Source organism: Streptomyces sp. CNT360, assembly GCF_000424785.1.
Genome location: NZ_AUKO01000001.1, coordinates 570,692 through 588,944 on the forward strand (window position 1 = coordinate 570,692; position 18,253 = coordinate 588,944).

The 18,253-nt window shown below is 74.3% G+C and carries 14 protein-coding genes; 6 read left to right on the top strand and 8 right to left on the bottom strand.

Annotated elements, in window-relative coordinates; genetic code table 11:
• The first annotated feature begins 235 nt into the window (after positions 1-235).
• Positions 236-3,049, top strand: a complete 2,814-nt coding sequence (locus H297_RS0102455) for a flippase-like domain-containing protein (RefSeq protein WP_037792781.1) — start codon at positions 236-238, stop codon at positions 3,047-3,049.
• Between the two features lie 147 nt (positions 3,050-3,196).
• Positions 3,197-4,882, top strand: a complete 1,686-nt coding sequence (locus H297_RS0102460) for an alpha/beta hydrolase (protein WP_027735756.1) — start codon at positions 3,197-3,199, stop codon at positions 4,880-4,882.
• Between the two features lie 106 nt (positions 4,883-4,988).
• Here the strand turns inward: H297_RS0102460 and moeZ are convergent, their stop codons facing one another.
• The 7 genes from moeZ to H297_RS0102495 all read right to left on the bottom strand — a co-directional run bounded on the left by moeZ (position 4,989) and on the right by H297_RS0102495 (position 14,821).
• Positions 4,989-6,167 carry an adenylyltransferase/sulfurtransferase MoeZ gene (gene moeZ, locus H297_RS0102465; protein ID WP_027735757.1) on the bottom strand — a complete coding sequence of 393 codons (1,179 nt, stop codon included), beginning with the start codon at positions 6,165-6,167 and terminating at the stop codon, positions 4,989-4,991.
• Between the two features lie 85 nt (positions 6,168-6,252).
• Positions 6,253-7,065 (bottom strand): spherulation-specific family 4 protein, encoded by an 813-nt coding sequence (locus H297_RS0102470; RefSeq protein WP_027735758.1) that lies wholly within the window; start codon positions 7,063-7,065, stop codon positions 6,253-6,255.
• Positions 7,053-8,231: an SDR family oxidoreductase gene (locus H297_RS0102475; RefSeq protein WP_027735759.1), complete on the bottom strand. Its 1,179-nt coding sequence runs from the start codon at positions 8,229-8,231 to the stop codon at positions 7,053-7,055. The genes H297_RS0102470 and H297_RS0102475 overlap by 13 nt, the downstream gene beginning before the upstream one ends.
• Before the next feature lie 181 nt (positions 8,232-8,412).
• On the bottom strand, positions 8,413-9,732 hold the full coding sequence (locus tag H297_RS43560; protein ID WP_051351423.1) for a hypothetical protein: 1,320 nt from the start codon (positions 9,730-9,732) through the stop codon (positions 8,413-8,415).
• Positions 9,729-12,005: a DUF3492 domain-containing protein gene (locus H297_RS34070; protein WP_051351424.1), complete on the bottom strand. Its 2,277-nt coding sequence runs from the start codon at positions 12,003-12,005 to the stop codon at positions 9,729-9,731. The genes H297_RS43560 and H297_RS34070 overlap by 4 nt, the downstream gene beginning before the upstream one ends.
• 167 nt (positions 12,006-12,172) lie before the next feature.
• Positions 12,173-13,738 carry a DUF3152 domain-containing protein gene (locus H297_RS0102490; protein ID WP_027735760.1) on the bottom strand — a complete coding sequence of 522 codons (1,566 nt, stop codon included), beginning with the start codon at positions 13,736-13,738 and terminating at the stop codon, positions 12,173-12,175.
• A gap of 3 nt (positions 13,739-13,741) precedes the next feature.
• Entirely contained in the window at positions 13,742-14,821 is a 1,080-nt protein-coding gene (locus H297_RS0102495; RefSeq protein ID WP_027735761.1) for an alpha/beta hydrolase, read from the bottom strand.
• A 249-nt stretch (positions 14,822-15,070) separates the two neighbouring features.
• Here H297_RS0102495 and H297_RS0102500 point away from each other — a divergent pair, with 249 nt between their 5' ends.
• The 4 genes from H297_RS0102500 to H297_RS0102515 all read left to right on the top strand — a co-directional run bounded on the left by H297_RS0102500 (position 15,071) and on the right by H297_RS0102515 (position 17,155).
• On the top strand, positions 15,071-15,313 hold the full coding sequence (locus H297_RS0102500) for a hypothetical protein (RefSeq protein ID WP_027735762.1): 243 nt from the start codon (positions 15,071-15,073) through the stop codon (positions 15,311-15,313).
• A gap of 131 nt (positions 15,314-15,444) precedes the next feature.
• Positions 15,445-16,068 carry a TetR/AcrR family transcriptional regulator gene (locus H297_RS0102505; protein WP_027735763.1) on the top strand — a complete coding sequence of 208 codons (624 nt, stop codon included), beginning with the start codon at positions 15,445-15,447 and terminating at the stop codon, positions 16,066-16,068.
• Positions 16,069-16,264: 196 nt separating this feature from the next.
• On the top strand, positions 16,265-16,492 hold the full coding sequence (locus H297_RS0102510; protein ID WP_027735764.1) for a DUF3107 domain-containing protein: 228 nt from the start codon (positions 16,265-16,267) through the stop codon (positions 16,490-16,492).
• 300 nt (positions 16,493-16,792) lie between these two features.
• The gene (locus H297_RS0102515) at positions 16,793-17,155 is read left to right on the top strand and encodes a hypothetical protein (RefSeq protein WP_027735765.1); all 363 of its coding nucleotides are present in this window, start codon (positions 16,793-16,795) and stop codon (positions 17,153-17,155) included.
• Here the strand turns inward: H297_RS0102515 and H297_RS0102520 are convergent.
• Entirely contained in the window at positions 17,106-17,846 is a 741-nt protein-coding gene (locus H297_RS0102520) for a ferritin-like fold-containing protein (RefSeq protein ID WP_027735766.1), read from the bottom strand. The two genes, H297_RS0102515 and H297_RS0102520, sit on opposite strands and share 50 nt — an antisense overlap.
• Positions 17,847-18,253 lie beyond the last annotated feature (407 nt).

Consider the following 18,253-nt stretch of genomic DNA (forward strand, 5'->3'; position numbering starts at 1 on the left):
GGGGGGCGCACCCGCCGCAGACAGTGCTGCCCGAGAAGCTGCCCGAGAAGACGACCGGCGCACGGTCGAGCAGGCCGAGGAGGAGACCGCGGAGCAGGCCCCGGGAGGGGCCGCCGAGAAGGCCACGGAGGGCCCCGTGAACGGCACGTCCGGCACGGCCGGCAGGGGCCGGGCCGAGCGCGTGGCCGCGGACAGCGAAGCCGTGAGAGGCAGGGCGGAGCAGACCGACGCCGAGATGACGGATGCCGAGAGAGCCGAGGCCGAGCCCGGCACCGAGGGTGCCGGGGCGGACACCGGGGCCCCGGGGAGTGACGCCGAAGCCGACGGGCGCGCTGCCGGGCCCGGCAGCGACGCCGGGCGTGCCGGAAGCGGGGAAGCCCGCAGGGCCGCGGTGGGTGAGACGGTGCGGCCCGGGGAGAAGCTGGAGGCGGTCGCCAAGGGGGACCGGATCGAGATCGAGAGCGACGAGCCGCTGCTCTCCGCGCGGGTGCACCGCCCCTCGGACCTGCTGCGGACGGTGCTGGGCCTGTTCGGCATCGCGCTGGTCCTCACGATCGCCAACTTCGCCCACGGGACCACCGCCGGACTGGAACAGGACATCGACAAAGGGACGGCGGAAGCGCCCGACCTGCTCATCAGCCTGACCGGCCTGGCCTCCAGCATCGCCGTCCTGCTGGTTCCCGTCGCGTTCGCCATCGAGCGGCTGATCAAACGCGACGGGCTGCGCATCGCCGACGGGGTACTGGCCGCGGTGCTCGCCCACGGGGCCTCGCTCGCGGTGGACCTGTGGGTGGCCCAGGCGGCGCCGGACTCGATCCGGGACGCGCTGACCAAGGCCATCACCCCGCAGGACGCCACCACACCGGTGCACAGCTACCTGGCACCCGTCATCGCGTACATGACGGCGGTCGGCATGGCACGCCGTCCGCGCTGGCGGGTGGTGCTGTGGGGCGTGCTGCTGCTCAACGCGTTCGCCGTGCTGGTGCCCGGCTACACGACCGCCTTCTCCATCGCCGTGACGATCCTGATCGGCTGGACGATCGCCTACGGCACGCTGTACGCGGTCGGCACCCCCAACGTGCGGCCGACCGGGCAGACGCTGCTGGCAGGGCTGCGGAGGGTCGGGTTCAAGCCCGCCGCCGCGCTGCGCGTACAGGACCCGGGCGACGCCGACAAGCGCGACCACAACGACCGCGGACGCCGCTACCGGGTGACCCTGGAGGACGGCCCCCCGCTCGATGTGACCGTCGTCGACCGCGAGCAGCAGGCGCACGGGTTCTTCTACCGGGTCTGGCGGCGGCTGGCGCTGCGCGGCATCACCCAGCGGCGCAGCCTGCAGTCGCTGCGCCAGGCACTGGAGCAGGAGGCGCTGCTGGCGTACGCGGCCATCAACGCGGGCGCCAACGCCCCGCGCCTGATCGCCACCTCCGAGCTGGGCCCGGACGCGGTGATGCTGGTCTACGAGCACCTGCCGGGAGCGAGCCTGGACGCGCTGCCGGAGGAGGAGGTCACCGACGAGCTGATGCGGGCGGCCTGGCGGCAGGTCGAGGCGCTCCAGTCGCGTCGTATCGCACACCGCAGGCTGGTCGGGGACGCGCTGCTGGTGGATCCTTCCGGCGCGGTCTACCTGACGGACCTGCGCGGAGGTGAGATCGCGGCGGGCGATCTGATCCTGCGCATGGACGTCGCCCAGCTGCTGACGACCCTGGGGCTGCGGGTGGGCGCCGAGCGCGCCGTGGCCGCGGCCGTGGACGTGCTGGGCCCCGACGCGATCGCCGACAGCCTGCCGCTGCTCCAGCCCATCGCGCTCAGCCGCAGCACCCGCACCACCCTGCGGCAGCTCGCCAAGGAACGGGCCGAGCGGGAGCGCGAGGCAGTCATCGAGGCGTCCCGCGCCAACAAGGAGACCAAGGCCCGGGAGGCCAGGGCGAGGGGCGAGGCCGCGCAGGGGGCGACGACGGCCGCCGGGGGCCGGGCGCACCGCAAGTCGCTGCGGGCGGAGAAGAACGCCGAGAAGAAGGCCATAGACGAGGCGCTGGAGGAGGCCCGGGAGGAGGATCTGCTGGCGCAGATCCGCCACCAGGTGCTGCGTATCCGGCCGCAGGCGCCCATAGAGCCCGCGCGGCTGGAGCGCATCCGGCCGCGCACCCTGGTCAGCTTCATCGCCGGAACCCTGGCCGCCTACTTCCTGCTCACCCAGCTCTCCCAGGTGCCGGTGGACGTGGTGCTGGAGGCGAACTGGGCCTGGGTCGGCGGCGCCGTCGCCTTCTCCGCACTCACCTACGTGTGCGCGGCGATGTCTCTGCTGGGGTTCGTCCCGGAGAAGGTGTCCTGGTGGCGGACGGTGCAGGCGCAGGTCGCCGGTTCCTTCGTGAAGCTGGTCGCGCCCGCGGCGGTCGGCGGGGTCGCGCTCAACGCCCGCTTCCTGCAGCGCTCCGGGGTACGGCCCGGGCACGCGGTGGCCAGCGTCGGCGCCTCCCAGCTGTTCGGGCTGGGCAGCCACGTCACGCTGCTGCTGCTGTTCGGCTACATCACCGGGACCGAGCACACGCCGACCCTCTCGCCGTCCCGCGCGGTGATCGCGGGGCTGCTGACGGCGGCCGTGCTGGCACTGATCGTCACCGCGGTGCCCGCGCTGCGCAGGTTCGTCTCCAACCGGGTGCGCTCGCTGTTCGCGGGCGTGGTGCCGCGGATGCTGGATGTGGTGCAGCGGCCGCAGAAGCTGCTCACCGGCGTGCTGGGGATGCTGCTGCTGACGCTGGCGTTCGTGATGTGCCTGGACTCGTGCGTACGGGCCTTCGGGCACGAGACGAGCTACGCCAACCTGGCCGTCGTCTTCCTGACCGCCAACGCGCTCGGTTCGGCCGCACCCACCCCGGGCGGCCTCGGCGCCGTCGAAGCCGCACTGATCGCCGCGCTGATCGCCTTCGGAGTACCCAAAGAGGTGGCCACCCCGGCGGTGCTGCTCTTCCGGCTGATGACGCTCTGGCTGCCGGTGCTGCCCGGCTGGCTGACCTTCACCCAGCTCACCCGCAAGGGAGCGCTCTGAGGGGCGCCGTGAGCACCTGACCGGAGCAGCCCCGAGGGTGGCCGTACCGGTGTCACCGGATGCCACCCGTACGCGTCACACAGCGCGCCGCACGGACACCGCCGTACCCACGATGAACGTCCCACCGTCTGCACGGGAGGACGTCCCATGCGCCATCCCCGCTCCCTGCGGCCGGGAGCCGCCCTCGTGGCGGCGCTCATAGTGGCCGCAGCCGTGTCGAGCGGCTGCGCCGGTGACGCCTCCGACGCCACCGCCACCAGGGAGAGGACCCCGGGCCAGGGACGCTCCCGGACGCCGTCGGACGACACCTCCGCCCCGCCCTCCCGCCCTCCGGGCGGCCGTGCACACAGCACCGGGCCCCGCTCCCCCGCGCTGCCCGCCTCGCTGACCCGGCAGAAGCTCGACTGGTCCCGCTGCCGGGCACCGGATGCGGCCCAGGGCAGCGACGCCGGCTCCCCCTCCCCGCTGCCGGGCGGCACCCGCTGGGAGTGCGCCGCGCTGAAGGTGCCGCTCACCTATGCCGAGCCCCGGGGCCGCACCATAGGGATCGAGATGATCCGGGCGACCGCGCGCACGGGAGGCGGCGAGCGGATCGGCTCCCTGGTGTTCAACTTCGGCGGCCCCGGCGGCTCCGGGGTGGCCACGCTGCCGGCGTTCGCCAAGGACTACGAGAAGCTGCGCGACCGCTACGACCTGGTGGGCTTCGACCCGCGCGGAGTGGGCCGCAGCGAAGGCGTCCGCTGCCTGGACGACAAGAAACTGGACGCCTACTTCGCCGCCGACTGGACGCCCGACACCGACAGCGAGCAACGGCGCCTGTTCACCCGCCAGAAGGCCTTCGCAGACGGTTGCGAGAAACGGGCGGGCGCGCTGTTGCCGCATCTGACGACCGAGAACACCGCCCGCGACATGGACCTGATGCGGCGGGTGCTCGGCGACCGGAGGCTGCACTACTTCGGCATCTCCTACGGCACCGAACTGGGCGGCGTCTACGCGCATCTGTACCCGCAGCGCGTGGGGCGGGCCGTCTTCGACGCCGTCGTCGACCCCCGCGCCACCCCGGTACGCGGCTCCCTCAGCCAGTCCCGCGGCTTCCAGTCGGCGCTCGACGCCTTCCTGTCGTCCTGTACCGCACGCGGCCGGGACTGCCCCGTGGGTGAGGACCCGGAGGAAGGCAGGCGGCGCATCACCGACCTGCTGGCCGACCTGGACGCGGAGCCCATGCCGACCACCAGCGGCCGCAAGCTGACCGAGTCGCTGGCCGAAGGGGGCATCGCCCAGGCGCTGTACTCCAAGGACACCTGGAACATGCTCTCCCAGGGGCTGGAGGAGGCACTGCGGGACGGCGACGGCAGCACACTGCTGCTGCTGGGCGACGCGCTCAACGGGCGCAGCCAGGACGGCACCTACAGCACGCTCCAGTCGTCGCTGACGGCCGTCAGCTGCGCCGACAACAGGCAGCGCTACGGCGCCCGCACGATCAGGTCCGAACTGCCCGACTTCGCCGATGCCTCACCTGTCTTCGGGCCGATGTCGGCGTGGGGGCTCTCCTCCTGCCACGACTGGCCGGTCAAGGGCCGGTGGACCTCGCCTCCGGTGGGCTCGGCCGGTGCGGACCCGATCCTGCTGATCGGCACCACCGGCGACCCGGCCACCCCCTACGGAGGGACCCGCGCCATGAAGCAGGAGCTGGGGGACGGCGTCGGGGTGGAGGTCACCTACCGCGGCGCGGGGCACGGCGCCTACGACAGCCGCAACGCGTGCGTGCGCGGCGCCGTGGACGGCTACCTGCTGCACGGACAGGTGCCGGAGGACGGCACGCGCTGCCGGTGACGCCGGGGGCGGTCCGGGGCACGCCCCGGCGGAAACATGCCGTGGGGCGGTCCGTCCGGTGTCCGGACGGACCGCCCCACGAAGTGGAAACGGGCGGTGCAGGCCGTCAGTAGACGGGCTTCTCGGGCTCGATCTGGTTGACCCAGCCGATCACGCCGCCGCCGACGTGCACGGCGTCGGAGAACCCGGCGTTCTTGAGCACGGCCAGCACCTCGGCGGAGCGGACGCCCGTCTTGCAGTGCAGGACGATCTTCCGGTCCTGCGGGAGGTCCTGAAGCGCGTCGCCCATCAGGAACTCGTTCTTGGGGATCAGACGGGCGCCGGGGATCGAGACGATCTCGAACTCGTTCGGCTCCCGCACGTCGATGACGTCGAGGTTCTCCCCGTCGTCCATCCACTCCTTGAGCTGCTTGGGAGTGATGGTGGAGCCGGCCGCGGCCTCCTGTGCCTCGTCGGAGACGACGCCGCAGAAGGCCTCGTAGTCGATCAGCTCGGTGACGGTGGCGTTCGGGCCGCACACCGCGCAGTCGGGGTCCTTGCGGACCTTGACCTGGCGGTAGGTCATCTCCAGCGCGTCGTAGATCATCAGGCGGCCGACCAGCGGCTCACCGATGCCCGCCAGCAGCTTGATGGCCTCGTTGACCTGGATGGAGCCGACGGAGGCGCACAGCACGCCCAGCACGCCGCCCTCGGCGCAGCTCGGCACCATGCCGGGCGGCGGGGGCTCCGGGTACAGGCAGCGGTAGCAGGGGCCGTGCTCGCTCCAGAAGACGCTGGCCTGCCCGTCGAACCGGTAGATCGAACCCCACACGTAGGGCTTGTTCAGCAGCACGCAGGCGTCGTTGACCAGGTAGCGGGTGGCGAAGTTGTCCGTACCGTCCACGATCAGGTCGTACTGCGCGAAGATGTCCATCACGTTGGAGGAGTCGAGCCGCTCCTCGTGCAGGTTGACCTGGGTGTAGGGGTTGATCCCCAGCACCGTGTCCTTGGCCGACTCGGCCTTGGAGCGGCCGATGTCCGCCTGGCTGTGGATGATCTGCCGTTGCAGGTTCGACTCGTCGACCTCGTCGAACTCGATGATGCCGAGCGTCCCGACACCGGCGGCGGCGAGATACATCAGGGCGGGCGAACCGAGGCCGCCCGCGCCCACACAGAGCACCTTCGCGTTCTTGAGCCGCTTCTGCCCTGCCATCCCGACATCCGGGATGATCAGGTGACGCGAGTACCTGCGGACCTCGTCGACGGTGAGCTCATCGGCTGGCTCGACCAGGGGTGGCAGTGACACGGAGACTCCGATGGTCGGTGGGACGTGCGGGAAGTCACCCGCCCGGAGGCGGGCCGTTCCTCTCGTAACACTGCCACGCGCTGTCTCATTCCGAGACACCTGGTCCAAGGCACGAGACGAGCTCGTCCCAGTAGCCGGGCAGCGTCTCCCACGGGTCCTGTCCCCTGGTGCCGGTGCGGTCGGTGAAGCAGACGGTCCCCGCCCCCTGCCAGCGGGCGATGCGCAGCGCCTCCTCCAGGTGACCACGCGGCAGGGCGTGCACCAGGTGGCAGAAGCGCTCGGCGTCGTGCGCGGCCGTCCACTCCTCCGCCTGCGACCAGCGGTAGTCCGCCCAGTTCCCGGCGTAGGTGACCAGTTGGTCGGCGCACTCCAGGTGCTCCGGGCGCGCGGGGCCGTCGGGCGCCAGGACGAGGTGACCGCCCTCGTGCTCCCCGCCGAGCAGGGCGCGCAGGGTGGCCGTCAGCCGTTGCACGTGCCCCAGCCACTCCGGGCCGGCCGGGCAGTGCGCCAGGTGGAAGCCGTCCACCCGGTACCAGTCCAGGAACCGGTGGGCCTCGGAGACCAGCTCGCCGAATGTCCGCGCACCGTCTTGCATGTCGAGACGGCCGAGGAGGGCGACGCCCGCCGACCGCAGCGCCGCGGCCGCGGGCGCGCAGTACGGGTCGGGCCGCGCCCCGGGCCCGTTCGCGACGTCGAGCACCGCCCAGTGGAGCGGGCCCGGGTCCTGCTCGTACCCCGGGAAGGCGCCGACCCCCGGGAGGGCGAGCTCCGCCCACTCCGCGGGCGCCAGCATCGGGTGGGGGCAGCACGGGACGCCGAGCCCCATCCGGCTCCGGGGCACCCCACCGCCCTCCCCGGTGCGGCGGGCCCGCCCCGGGGGCGTCGTCAGATGCGGCATGCGGCCTCCATCCAGATGTCGGCCAGCGACTCCTCCATCCCGATGCGGGGGCGCCAGCCGAGCCGGTCCCGGGCGGTGCGGATGTCCGCCTGCTGCCAGGCCCCGCATCCGTCGGGGTACGGGTACGAGGCGGGCGGAGCCGCGGGGACGGGCGGGGCGGGGGAGGGTGCCTGGGCGAGATGCGCCATGGGCTGCCCGTGCGCACCTGGCTGTCCGTGTGTGCCCTGCGCACCGGGCTGGGCGTGCTGGGCATGCGGCCCAAGGGCGCCGGAGTGCCCGTGTGCGGCGTGCGTGGCCTGTGCGGCGTGAGGGTGCATCTGTGCGGGGATCACCGGTGTGTGACCGCCCGGGCCACCGGGGCCACCGGGGCCACCGGGACCGAGGGGCGGATGGCCGTCGGCGGGCGCCGGGCCCGCGCCCTGTTCGTGCACGGCGCCCGCGTACCCGGCGACCCGGGCCAGCAGCGAGGCGGCGTCCCGCAGCCGCACGGCCCGCCCGGTACCGATGTTGACGATGCCCTGGGCCGCCGACAGGGAGGCGGCGTGCACGGCACGCGCGACATCGCGCACGTCGACGAAGTCGCGCTGGACCCCCAGGCCGCCTAGCTTCAGTTCGCTGTCGCCCTGCTGCATCGCCCGCCGCATCGCCTCGGCGACCCGCCCCAGCGGTGAGCCTGCCGGGGTGCCGGGACCGATGGGCGAGAAGACCCGCAGGACGACGGCGTCCAGCCCGGAGGCGAGCACCAGCTCGGTGCCGGCCAGCTTGCTGACCCCGTACGGACCACCGGGCCGCGGCACCGCGTCCTCACCGGTGGACGAACCCGGCTGCGAGGGCCCGTACTCCGCGGCGCATCCCACGTGCACGAGACGCCCGCCGCAGCTACTGCGCCGCAGCGCCTCGCAGACCGCGGCGGTGGCCACCACGTTGTGCCGGATCAGTTCGCGCCCGTTGCCCCGGGTGGTGCCCGCGCAGTTGATGACGACGCCCGGATGGACCGCGTCCAGGAAGCGGGTGAGCGCCCCCGGGCTGCCGGTGGACAGGTCGAAGCGCACGTCCGCGTCGTCACCCCTGCCGAGCGCGGTCAGCTGCACGGCGGGGTCGGCCAGCAGCCGGTCGGCGACGAACCGGCCCAGATACCCGCCGGCGCCCAGCAGCAGCACCCTCATCGTGCGACCTCCCCGGCCTGGTGGCCGGCCGGACACGGTCGCACGCCTGCGTGCGCCGGTCCCCCGGCGGTGTCTCGGTGTGCCAACAGCGCGTAGGTCATGGGGTCGTGCTCCTTGTCGGTGTCGGGCGGCGGGTCGGGTAAGCCCGTGCCGGTACGAAGGCGGGAGGGCTGCGGGGCACTCATGCGGTGCCTGCCTCCCGGTGGTGGGCCGCGGCGCGGGTCAGCGTCACGGCCGCGTACGCCAGCGCAGCCAGCGCCGCGCAGCCGCAGGCCGCCAGCGGAACGGCCGCCACGGCCTGGTGCGCGGCCAGCAGTTCGGCGGGGCGGCCCAGCGGCGCCAGGTGGGGCAGTCGCGCGGCCGGGACGGACAGCATGACGGCGGCCTCCAGGGCGCAGGCCGTGGCGAGTCCGGCGCGGGCGGCGCCCCGGAAACCGTGCGCTGCCAGTAGCAGTGCGGCGAACAGCAGCAGGGCGAGGGCGGCGGTGGCCGCGAGGGCGAGCCCGCCCGGCCCGTGCGCCGGCCCCACGGCGGCGAGCGGCCCGCGGTCGGCTCGGTGAGCGGCCCACTGGAGGACGGGCAGGGACAGCACGAAGGCGAGGACCGACAGCACCAGCAGCGGCCGGACCCGGGCGGAGTACCGCTCCAGGCCGCGGGTGTCCGCAAGCCGGCGGCGCGCGCCCCGCTCGAACGCCCGCGCACACCACACGGCCGGGGCGAGCGCCGCGGTGAGGCTCAGCACGACGACCGGCGCGGGCGGGGCGGGGACACCGGCGGGCAGGTCGGGCCCGCCGGTGAGGAGCTGTTCCGACAGCCGGTCGCCGTACAGCGCGTACCCGGTCAGCCAGCACACGTACAGGGTCGCCAGCACCGGGACCCGGCGCACCCGGTGGCCCGCAGTGCGCCGGTCGAGGAACACGGTGCGCAGCGCTGCCACGGCGCTGACCAGAACGGCGACGGTACCCATACCGCACACGGCGGTGCGCACCGGCGAGGGCGCGCCGTCCAGCAGGACGAGCCAGGCCAGTGTGCCCGCGCACAGGAGCCCCGGCAGCAGCGGGAGGGCGAGCACGGCACCCCAGCGGGCGGCCGGCGAACGCCCGGCAGTCGGCGCGCCGGTGGGGTCCGCGCCCGCACGGTGGCGGCGCACCCGGCCCTCACCGTCCGGGTGGCCCTCGTCCGGGCTGCTGTCGGCGCCACTGCCGTCCTGGTGGCCCTCGTCCGGGCTGCTCCCGTCCGGGTGGCCGTCCGCCGCGGCGCTGTCCCGCAGGGCGTCCTCGTACGGGCGGGGGGCGCGGGCGTACAGCTCCTCGGCGAGGGAGAAGACGTCACGGTGGCGGCACGAGGCGGCGGTGCGGTCGGTGACACCGCCGGCTTCCAGTCCGGCGACGATCTCCAAGGGGTCGACGGCGTTGCGGCACAGCGTGCTGTGGCGCTGCAACAGGGCACGCACAGGGTCGGCGTGCGTGCTGCCGGAGGGCGAGACCGACTGACTTCTCACGGCGCCGTCGCCTCCTCCGGCTCGGCGCCCGCAGCAGGCCGCCGCGGGGCCGGGCGTCGCGCGGGCACGCTGTGCGACACCGGCTCACCGGGCGGCCCTCCGCTCGGGGGACCCTCGTCCGACGGGTGCTCGCCCGCCGGGCTGCCCGCCCCGGCCCAGCTCGGGACATGCGCGGCGCCGCCGGACGGACCGTGACCCGGGCCCCCGCCCGCCGACGCACGCCGCAAACTGCCACCGGCCGGCGTCTGCCCGGCGGTTGCGCCGCCCCCGACGGGGACGTGGGTGACGCCGCCCGCGGGGACGTACACGGTGATGCCGCCGGAGGGCGAGGCATACGTGGCGCCGTCGGCAGTGACGCGGACAGCACCGCCGTGGCGGCCCGTCCGGTTCGCGGGGCGGCGGCTGTCGGAAGGCGCGGGGGCGGAGGCAGCGCGCCGTTGAGGAGGACCCGCCCACTGTCCGGGCAGGTGGGCCTCGGCGGGGCAGGCGAACGGCGGCGGCCCGTCGTCCGCGGGGCCGCCCCGCGGGGGCGCTGCCTGCTCGCCGGTGGCGTGCCGGGGCATCAGCTCCAGGTAGAGACCGCGGAAGGTCTCCACGTTCTGCCGGACGGTGAAGAGTTCGAGCGCTCGCGCACGCGCCGCCGCGCCCAGGCGCGCGGCGCGCGAGGGGTCCTCCAGCAGCGCGATGCAGGCGTCCGCCAGTGCGCGCGGGTCGCGGGGGGAGACGACCAGGCCGGTGCCGCCGATGACCTCGCGCACGGCCCCGACGTCGGTCGAGACGGTCGCCCGCCCGCAGAACATGGCCTCCACAAGGGAGAGCGGAAAGCCCTCCGCCGCGCTGGAGAGCACCACCACGTCCCCCGCCGCGTAGGTGTCCGCCAGGGTGGGTACGGCGCGGCTGCCCACCTCGTCGAAGGCGACAGCACAGACACCGTCGCCGTCCGGGGGGAACAACTGGGCGGCCAGCGCCCGGCACAGCGACAGGTACTCCTCAGCCGGCTCGCCGCCCGCCGGTGCCGCCGAGCCCGCCGCGGCAGGGGTCCCTGTGACGGTTCCCGCCGTGGCGGGCACCGCGGCACCGGGCTGCTCGGCGGCGGAGTGGCCGACGGCGGAGCGCTCGGGGGCACACCGGCCGGTCTCGACGATCCGCAGCCGGGCCTGCGGCAGCACCTGCCGTACGAAGGCGAAGGCGTGCAGCAGGGTGCTCAGGTCCTTGGTGGGACCGATCCGACCCGCCCACACCAGCGTCGGGACCCCGCCCGCGGGCGGTCCGTCGGGGGGCGGCAGGTGGCCGGTCCGCTCCCCCACGGCCTCGAACGGCGCGGGATCCATGCCGGGGTAGACGGTGCGCAGCCGGGCGCTGTCCGCGCCGCACCGCTCCTGCCAGGCACGGTCGTGGGCGTTTCCGGGGGTGATCGCGTGCGCCTGCGCGTACGCCTCCTGGGTCAGCAGCCGCTGGAAGGAGGCGAGCAGGGCGCGCACAGGGGCGCCCGCGACACCGCGCGCGACGGCCGCGGTGGCGCCCGCGGCGCTCGCCAGGTAGTGCTCGCGCAGCCGCACGCCGTACTCGGTGATCAGCAGGGGGACGCCGTGGGTGTACTTGGCCAGCAGGCCGGGAAGCGCGGCCGGTCCGGCACCGACGGCATGGCACAGGTCGGCCGTCGCCAGCCCCGGCTTTCCGCCGCGCAGCCCGTACCAGTCCTGGGAGAGCGGACGCAGGGCGCGCTCCAGCCGTTCGACGACGGTCAGCAGGTCGCCGACGCGCGCCGCGTGGACGGCGCGCGAGGAGCCCGGCGTGCGGCAGGCGGCCTCCAGGATCCGCAGGGCCTGCTCGGAGCGGAGCGCGGCACTCAACCCGTCGCGCTCGGCCGCCAGTTCGGCCAGTCCGTACAGACCTGCGGCGAAACGGTCCGCCTGCGAGGTGGGACGGGACGCCGGGACCGCGGCAGTGGGAGCCCCGGTGGCGCAGACCGCGCCGACGAGTGCGGAGAAGTGCTCGCAGAAGCGCCGCCTCTCGCGCCGCCCGTAGGAGCCGTACGCGAAGCCGCGTGCGTGTCCGGCGGCCGGTCCCGGACCCCACAGCGGGGCGGTGTGGACGTGGGTCACGTTCGCCGGCAGCTCCCACCAGCCGGCCCGTTCCTGGCGTGGGCTCCGGCTGAGGGCGTGGACGACGAACTCGTGACCGTCCAGGCCACGCAGCAGACGGTCGCACCACAGCGCGGAATCACCCCGCAGATAGGGGTAACCACCCTCCGTAAGCAGCGCGATGCGCACGTGCGCACCCCCCAACCCTCTCGTGGCGTGCCACCGGCCGACGGCGGCTCGGTGGCGGGACGCGGACGACGCTATGCGCGTCCCCGTCGCACGGTGGACGGTTGTCCGTCACACCACCGGATGGGGTGAACAGCCGTGACTTTCCAGCCCGTCACGCGTTCGAGGCGTCACCGGCGCGGATGCACCCAGGCGTTGGGCCGGCACGTCTTGCCGTGCGTGGTGAGGTACTTGGTCTGCTGCATCATCACCGGTGCGAGTTCGCCGTCGCCCGGGCAGCCGACATGGTTGTGACCGAGCCGGTGGCCCACCTCGTGGTTGATGAGCATCTGGCGGTAGGCGTGCATCCGGTCGGGCCCGAACGTCTTGGCACCGCGCGCCCACCGGTAGGCGTTGATCATGACACGTTCGGTGGCGGCCGAGTCGCAGGAGACCTTGTCCTGGCTGGTGTCCAGCCCCGACTTCGCGCACCACTCGTCGGTGGTTCCGGGAGAGGCCAGCGTGATGACGAAGTCGGGCTTCCCCGACGAGACCCGCTCGAAGGTGCGCTTGCCGCCGTGCGCCCAACTGCGCGAATCGTTCAGCGTCTTGTGGACGGCCTCGGCGAACAGCTCACCCTCCAGCGGGAGGTCCTTCTCCACGTCCACGCGGTAGCGCACCACTTCGCCCTTGCCGGGCGCCTTCTGGTGACCGGGGACGGCGGTGAACGACCCGCTGCCCTTCAGATCGTCGGCCAGCGGGTAGACGCGCGCCATCTTCGCGTCGTACGTGTCGGCCCCGCCACCGGGGGTGGGCCGTGCTCCGCGGTCGGCACGGCCGGTGCCCGTGGCCGGGCCCGCGTCCGCGGCCCGCTCGCCCGTCTTGAGCCCGTGGCCGGGCCGCCCGGAGCTGTGCTCCCCGCCCGCGACCTGTCCGGCGACGACGACCGCCAGCACCGTCGTGACCGCGGCCGCGGCGACGCCCGTGCAGGCGCGGGCCCGGCCGCCGGCGCGGGGCCGCCCGGGGCCGGACGCCGCACGCCCCGCCGCCGCCCGCGTCCCGTGCGGCGGTACGCCGGCCGCATCCCGGTCCTGCTCGGCCTCGTCGGCGGGGACCGGCCCGGCGGCTCCGGCGGCCCGGGCGGCGCCGTACGGCTCCGCGGGGGCGCCGACCGCTCCGGCCTGCGGCCCGGCCGCCGGGGCCCGGTGTCCGGCTCCGGGGGCGCCGGAGGCGAACACGTCGTCGTCGAAGGCCTCCACGTACTCCTGGCGCGGGCCCGGGTGACCGCTTGCGTACCCGGACGTCTGCCCGGTGGCGCCCCCCTGCCCCGGACCGGACACGGGTCCGGAGTGCGCCCCGGCGCCGAAGTCCGGCCCGGCACCGGACCCGAAGAGGCCGGGGCCGGGGGCAGGCGCCGAGCCGGTGCCGTGGGGGTGCGCGTAGTCGTAGGCGTAGGCGTACGGGCCACCCGGGGCCGGGGGCTCGGCCTGCTGGGGGTGGCCGCCGCGGGCGGGCTCGTCCGCGTAGGCGGGGGCTCCGTGCGCGGGCGTGCCCTGCGGGCCGGACCCGGCGGGGCCGCCGGGCCCCCGCACGGGCGCGGCAGCGGCGGCGGCTCCGGGCTCCCCGGGCTCCCCGGGCTCCCCGGGGGCACCGGTGGCGCGCGGCCGGGCGCGTTCCGGGCCGGTCCTTCCGGGTATGCCCGGACGCTCCTGGCCGCGTACGGTACCGGCCTTGCCCTTACGGCTGTGGCGTCCCACTGGTCACCTTTCGAGGTTGCCGGTGCCCTGCCTGGCGGCCCCGGCTGCGGGGGTGTTCGACCGCTGTGCCGCCGTGGCGGCGTCGTCCATCAACTCGCGGACGGCACCCGCGACGATCCCGGGGTACTCCATCATGGCGACGTGCCCGGCGTCCGGCAGGGCCAGCAGCCGGGAGTCACGGAACGCAGCCGAGGCGCGCCGGGCCATCCGGAAGGCGACCAGTTGGTCGCGCACGCCGTACACCAGAAGTGTGGGCGCCAGCACCCGCTCGGCCTGTCGCCACAGCGCGTGCTGGCCTCCCAGGGTATAGGCGTCCACGATGCCGCGCGTCGAGCGGACCATGGCGTCCCAGAAGTAGGGCAGTTGCAGCCTGCGCCCGTACTCCTCGGCGGCGGCCGCGAAGTCCTCGGGCGAGACCCGCGCGGGGTCGCCGTAGCACAGCCCCAGTACGCCGCCGGTGCGCTGCTCGGGCGACCAGCCCCGGGTGAGCCTGCAGAACAGCGCCGCGATGCCGGGCACCGCCAGCAGTGCGGTGGGCCAGGCGGAGCGCTGGGGCGGGATCTCCGGCAGCGCGGGGGATATCAGCGTCAGGGTGCGCACCAGGTCCGGGCGTACGGCGGCGACCCGGGTGGCGACGGCGCCGCCCAGGGAGTTGCCCAGCAGATGCACGGGGGCGGATCCGCTCGCGTCCAGGTACCGGACGACCGCGCGGGCATGCCCCGAGACGGAGTAGTCCCCGCTGTCGGGCGGCGGGGAGTCACCGAAGCCGGGCAGATCGAGCGCTTCGCCCCGTACGTCGCCGGCGAGTTCTCGCATCAGCGCCGCCCAGTTGAGGGAGGAGCCGCCCAGCCCGTGCACGTACAGCGCGGCGGGGCGGGTGTCCTCCGAGGCGGGCGGCGTGCCGGGGCCCCGGTTGGCGGCGGGGCCGTCCTCGCGCAGGGCGCGCACGGCCAGGGTGAGGCCGGGCAGCGACACCGTGCGGAGCGTCTCCCGCTCTCCGACGCGGGACCGCGACGGGCCGGGGGACGGCGCAGCGGTACGGGCCGCGGAGGCGGCGGGTCCCGGCTGCTCGGTCGAAGACATGGGGCAATGTTACGAGACGATCACATGAGTCCCCACGTGTGTGCCGTCACAGAAGGAGCACACCGGGGGACACGGGAAGCACAGGCGGACGCGAGGGGCGCAGGCGGCATCCTGGGGGGGGCGGGGCTCGTGGCCACCGGGTCCGCAGAAGGCAGGAGGTAGGCATGCGATGTGCGCCCCTGGTGACCCGCCCGTAGTCTCGAAAGCGGGGCCCGCATGACGGGCCGCACTCTGGAAAGGGGAGCCGACATGTCGATCGACCCGACCGATCCGGAAACCTTTGCCGACACGTACGCCGACGACGCCTACGAGGAGGAGCCGGAGGGGACGCAGACCCCCGAGGCAGCGGAGGCCGACGCGGCCGAACAGCACACCGACCTGCTGCGTCAGCGCGACGAGCCGCTGGCCGAACGCGGCTCCCACGAGGCCGATCCCGCCGACGCGGCGGAGCAGGCGCGCGTGGTGGAGCTGAATGAGGACGAGTACCGATAAAGCCCCCGCCTGCCCCGGAGGGCGGGTGACGACGGGAGAAAATTCGCAGCCCGCGAACCCCACACCGCCGTTACTGAAAAGTACGATGGCGGCGCAGCGCAGCTCGCGCTCAGAACATTCAGGGAGGCGGCGTGACAGCCATCGAGCAGACCGAGGCGCGCCCGCGTGGCACGCGTCTGCCCCGCCGGGCCCGACGCAACCAACTGCTGGGCGCAGCTCAGGAGGTCTTCGTCGCGCAGGGCTACCACGCAGCGGCGATGGACGACATCGCCGAACGCGCCGGCGTCAGCAAGCCGGTGCTCTACCAGCACTTCCCCGGGAAACTGGAGCTGTACCTCGCGCTGCTCGACCAGCACTGCGACGCGCTGCTCCAGGCGGTCCGCAGGGCGCTGGAGTCCACCACGGACAACAAGCAGCGGGTGGCCGCCACCATGGACGCCTACTTCGGTTTCGTGGAGGACGAGGGCGGCGCGTTCCGCCTGGTGTTCGAGTCGGACCTGACGAACGAACCGGCCGTGCGTGAGCGTGTGGACAGGGTGAGCCTGGACTGCGCGCGGGCCGTCAGCGAGGTCATCGCCGAGGACACCAAGCTGCCCCAGGAGCAGTCGATGCTGCTGGCCGTGGGGCTGTGCGGGATGGCGCAGATCACTGCCCGCTACTGGCTGGGCGCGGGCCAGAAGATCCCGCGGGACGCGGCGGCCAAGCTGATCTCCTCCCTCTCCTGGCGCGGCATCGCCGGCTTCCCGATGCAGTAGCCGGACCAGTCCCGGCCCAGGAGGGCGCGGGTGCGTTCCCGCCCGAGGGGGCGCGGTTGTTCGCTGCGGGCGTGCGACCGCGCCTCCTCGGCGTCTGCACCGACGGCTAGGGTTGCTCCCGTACGGCGCGGCTGGCCGCGCACCAGTTCCCGGGCACGGCGCGCGGGGACACCAGGACCGTCGGAGGGACATGGCCGTGGAGGTCAAGATCGGCGTGCAGCACGCGCCCCGCGAGATCGTCATGGAGAGCAAGCACACTCCTGACGAGGTCGAGAAGTCGGTGGCGGCGGCCTTGGAGAAGGGCTCCGGACTGCTCAGCCTCGAGGACGAGCACGGCCGGAAGATCCTCGTCCCGGCCGACCGGATCGCCTACGTCGAGATCGGTGAGCCCACGGGACGCAAGGTGGGCTTCGGCGCGATCTGAGCCCACGCCCGGCCCCAGCCGTGGTGCGGCCGTGTCCGCCACCGCGCGGAGCGCGGCACCGGGCACGGCGCGTGCGGGCGGCGGGCACACCCGCACGCGACGGACACACACCGGCGGAACGCGGGGCGAGCGGGGGCGCGTGGAGGGCGCACGGACGACGCGTGCGCCGGGCCCGCAGACAGATGCGACGGCGGCCGTGGGATTGCTCCCGCGGCCGCCGTTTCGACCTCCGCAGCCAGGGGGAGGACGGGAACGACCGCGCACCGCGGTCACGCCACCGTCCGACCCGAGGAGGTCCTCATGATCTGGGAGGCTCTCGGCTCCGCAAGCCTCGGACTCGCCCTCGCGCTCGGCGCGAGCCGGCGGTTCCCCGAGCGGCTTCCCGACCGTCGGCTCGTGCTCGCCACCGGGCCGGTCGCCGCCCTGACCGGCGGTCTCATCACACACACCGTGCTCGGGCCCGGCCACACGCCGGTCGCCCTGTGCGTCGCGCTGGGCGTCAGCGCGGCACTGCTCTCGCTGCTGCTGCGGGACGCGCCCGAACGCCGGCAGTGGCGCCGGGACACTTTGCGCACCACGCCCGCTCCCCGCACCGCCCGGGCCGGGTCCCGGGTCAGGCCGCCAGCCCCAGCGCAGCCATCCGCTTCGTATGGGCCTCGGTGATCCGGGAGAACATCTTGCCGACCTCCGCGAGGTCGAACCCGTCGGCCAGCCCACCGACCAGCATCGTGGAGAGCGCGTCCCGCTCGGCCACCACCCGCTGGGCCTGGGAGAGCGCCTCCCCCATCAGCCGCCGCGCCCACAGGGCGAGCCGGCCGCCCACCCGCGGGTCCGCCTCGATGGCGGCGCGCACCTTCTCCACGGCGAAGCTGGAGTGTCCGGTGTCGGCCAGCACGCTGAGCACCAGGTCGCGGGTGTCGCTGTCCAGCCGGGTGGCCACCTCGCGGTAGAAGTCCGAGGCGATCGAGTCACCCACGTACGCCTTGATCAGGCCCTCCAGCCAGTCGGACGGGGCGGTCAGCCGGTGGAACTCCTCCAGCGGGCCCGCGAACGGCTCCATCGCCGCCGTGGGCTCCGCGTCGATACGGGACAGCCTCTCGCGCAACTTCTCGAAGTGGCCGAACTCGGCCGACGCCATCGAGGCCAGCTCGGCCTTGTCCGCCAGGGAGGGCGCCAGCTTGGCGTCCTCGGCCAGCCGCTCGAAGGCCGCCAGTTCGCCGTAGGCCAGCGCCCCCAGCAGGTCGACGACCGCGGCACGGTAGGTCGGGTCCGCCGAGGCCCGCTCCCAGTCCTGTCCGGCGATCGAGGTGGCAGGGGGCTCGGAACCGTCGGCGGTCTTCTCAGGCGTCTCCATACTCCGCACGATAGCCCGCGGCCCCAGGTCGCGGGGCCCCTGCCCGGACTCCCAGAGCCCCGCACAGCCCGCTTCGACGGCCCCACGGGGCTCCCTGGGAACTCGTACACAACGATTGGCCCGGTACACATGCGCGGATTCGAGGTACAGTGATATGGGTCCACTGGATGAGGTGGACTCGCCGTATGTGCTGTAGCACTGCATGCATGAATGCGGATGCCCGGTCGGTGGCCCGATCGGCTCCGACCCGACAGCCTTCCACCGGCGTGCGCTCCCCGTGCGCGCCGTGCTGAGAGGGACCGCTCGCGCGAGTGAGGCGCTTGAGCGGGAGCCAGTGGTCCCGCACCCACCAGGGCGGGCCGATACGACGGCCGCCCGGGTGCGGTAGATCCTCTCCTCGCTCCGCC

Excerpts from the sequence above, each read along its gene's own strand:
- H297_RS0102455 (WP_037792781.1), top strand. The coding sequence starts at position 236 with ATGACGGATGCCGAGAGAGCCGAGGCCGAGCCCGGCACCGAGGGTGCC.
- H297_RS0102460 (WP_027735756.1), top strand. The coding sequence starts at position 3,197 with ATGCGCCATCCCCGCTCCCTGCGGCCGGGAGCCGCCCTCGTGGCGGCG.
- H297_RS0102470 (WP_027735758.1), bottom strand. The coding sequence starts at position 7,065 with ATGCCGCATCTGACGACGCCCCCGGGGCGGGCCCGCCGCACCGGGGAG.
- H297_RS0102475 (WP_027735759.1), bottom strand. The coding sequence starts at position 8,231 with ATGAGGGTGCTGCTGCTGGGCGCCGGCGGGTATCTGGGCCGGTTCGTC.
- H297_RS0102495 (WP_027735761.1), bottom strand. The coding sequence starts at position 14,821 with ATGTCTTCGACCGAGCAGCCGGGACCCGCCGCCTCCGCGGCCCGTACC.
- H297_RS0102500 (WP_027735762.1), top strand. The coding sequence starts at position 15,071 with ATGTCGATCGACCCGACCGATCCGGAAACCTTTGCCGACACGTACGCC.
- H297_RS0102515 (WP_027735765.1), top strand. The coding sequence starts at position 16,793 with ATGATCTGGGAGGCTCTCGGCTCCGCAAGCCTCGGACTCGCCCTCGCG.
- H297_RS0102520 (WP_027735766.1), bottom strand. The coding sequence starts at position 17,846 with ATGGAGACGCCTGAGAAGACCGCCGACGGTTCCGAGCCCCCTGCCACC.